Raw genomic sequence first — 2,173 nt, forward strand, 5'->3', positions numbered from 1 at the left:
CCGCGGTGTTGCCGGCGGTGCAACCCGGTGTGGACACGTTCACCACCGCAGGAAACTTGTCGGTGGACCTGGATTGCGAGACCACCCGGATGCTTTTGGGTGAGGTGCCGGCGGCGTTCCATGCCGGGGTGCAAGACATCCTGCTGATCGCGCTCGGCTTGGCGTGCGCGGAGTTCCTGGGCACGGGCGGGTCGCCGATCAGCATCGATGTGGAGGGCCACGGCCGTCAGGAGGAGGTGGCCGTCGGGGTTGATTTGACCCGCACGGTCGGCTGGTTCACCACCATCTATCCGGTAGCCCTGGCTGTCGGGGGGCTGGATTGGGCGCAGGTCTCCACCGGTGAGGCCGCGCTGGGGGCGGTGGTCAAGGACGCCAAGGAACAACTCCGCGCCTTACCCGACGCATTAACCTATGGTTTGCTGCGTTATTTGAACGAGGGAATCGGCCTCGACGGGGACGATCCGCCAATTGCGTTCAACTATCTCGGGCGACTAGGCGCGACGGGGTCCGAGATGTCGGATGAGCTGTGGCGCATCAGCGAGGAGGGCTTGGCGCTGACTGGTGCGGCAGCGGCGATTCCGATGCCGCTGCTGCATACGGTCGAGCTCAACGCGGCCACCGTCGACACCGAAACCGGGCCGCAGTTGCACGCGAACTGGACCTGGGCGCAATCGGCGCTCGACCACGCGCGCATGGACCGGTTGAGCCGGTTGTGGTTCGACGCCCTGGCCGGGATCTGCGCGTATGTGCGCGCCGGCGGGGGTGGGCTCACACCATCGGATATCGTCCCGGCCCGGTTGAGTCAGAAGGATATCGACGAACTCGAGCAGCAGTATCGCGTCGCTGACGTGTTGCCGTTGACGCCACTGCAGCAGGGATTGCTCTTCCATGCCGGCGCCGTGCAGAGCAGCGACGATGTGTACGCGATCCAACGAAATATCACCATCTGCGGTGCTCTCGATCCGCAGCGGCTGCGCGACGCGGTGCAGACTGAAGTCACGCGTCATCCGCATTTGATGGCCCGCTTCTGCGACCAGTTCGGTGCGCCGGTCCAGGTCATCCCAGCCGCCCCGGTGGTGCCGTGGACGTTCGTCGACCTCGGCGCCAGCGACCTGCATCTCGAGGAACAAGTTGAAGAGGTGTGTGCCGCCGAACGTGCCGCAGTCGGCGACCTGACCGACGAGTCGCCGTTCAGGGCCGCGTTGATCCGCACCGGACCCGACCAACACCGGTTTGTGCTTACCAACCATCACATTGTGCTCGACGGTTGGTCCACTGCGATTTTGCTGCAGGAGATTATCGCCGGCTATTACGGTCAGCGGTTGCCTGCGGCGGTTCCGTACCGCAGCTTTGTCAGCTGGCTGGCCGAGCGGGACATGGACGTTGCCCGTGCCGCCTGGGCCGAGGTGTTGGCCGGATTCGACTCTCCGACCCTGGTAGGTCCGCCGGATCGGCTGGGCCTTGGTCGGCGAGACGTCGCCACGTTCCTGTTGTCTGAAGAGTCCACTCAGGCCCTTACCGAACTGGCACGCGCGAACCACACGACCGTCAGCACCGTGTTGCAGGCTGTCTGGGCGCAGCTGCTGATGTGGCTGACCGGCCAGCGTGATGTCGCGTTCGGCACCGCAGTTGCGGGGCGCCCGACTGAGGTCAGCGGCGCGGAATTGATGGTGGGTCTGTTGATCAATACCGTGCCGGTGCGCGCGACCATCACGCCGACAACTACCATCGCCGACCTGCTCGATCAACTGCAGGCTGCCCACAATCTCACCGTCGAGCATCAGCACCTGGCGCTGGCGGAAATTCACCGCGTCGCCGGCCACGACCAGTTGTTCGACACCTTGTTTGTGTACGAAAACTACCCCGTCGACGCCGCCGCGTTCGCCGGTGAGTACGAGTTGTCCATCACCGAGATCGACGCCCGTGAGTACAACCACTATCCGCTTGCGGTGCAAGCGTCACCGGGTCGGGAGCTGACATTACGTGTCGAGTACGACACCGAGGTGTTTGATGCTGCGGGTATCGAATCGTTGATGGGACGGCTGCGGCGGGTGGTAGTGGCGTTGACCGCTGATCCGGGGCAGTAGCTATGACCGCGGATACGTCGCGGCGGTTGTTGTCGATTGATTTGCTCGATGAGGATGAGCATGCCCAGTTGGATGGGTGGGGTCAT

At 64.1% G+C, this 2,173-nt stretch carries 1 pseudogene; it reads left to right on the forward strand.

The features are described from left to right. Positions 1-2,173 (forward strand): annotated as a pseudogene (locus ACIA48_RS30230) (condensation domain-containing protein); the annotation flags it as partial.

This window comes from Mycobacterium sp. NPDC051804 (assembly GCF_044452905.1).
Taxonomy (GTDB): Bacteria; Actinomycetota; Actinomycetes; order Mycobacteriales; family Mycobacteriaceae; genus Mycobacterium.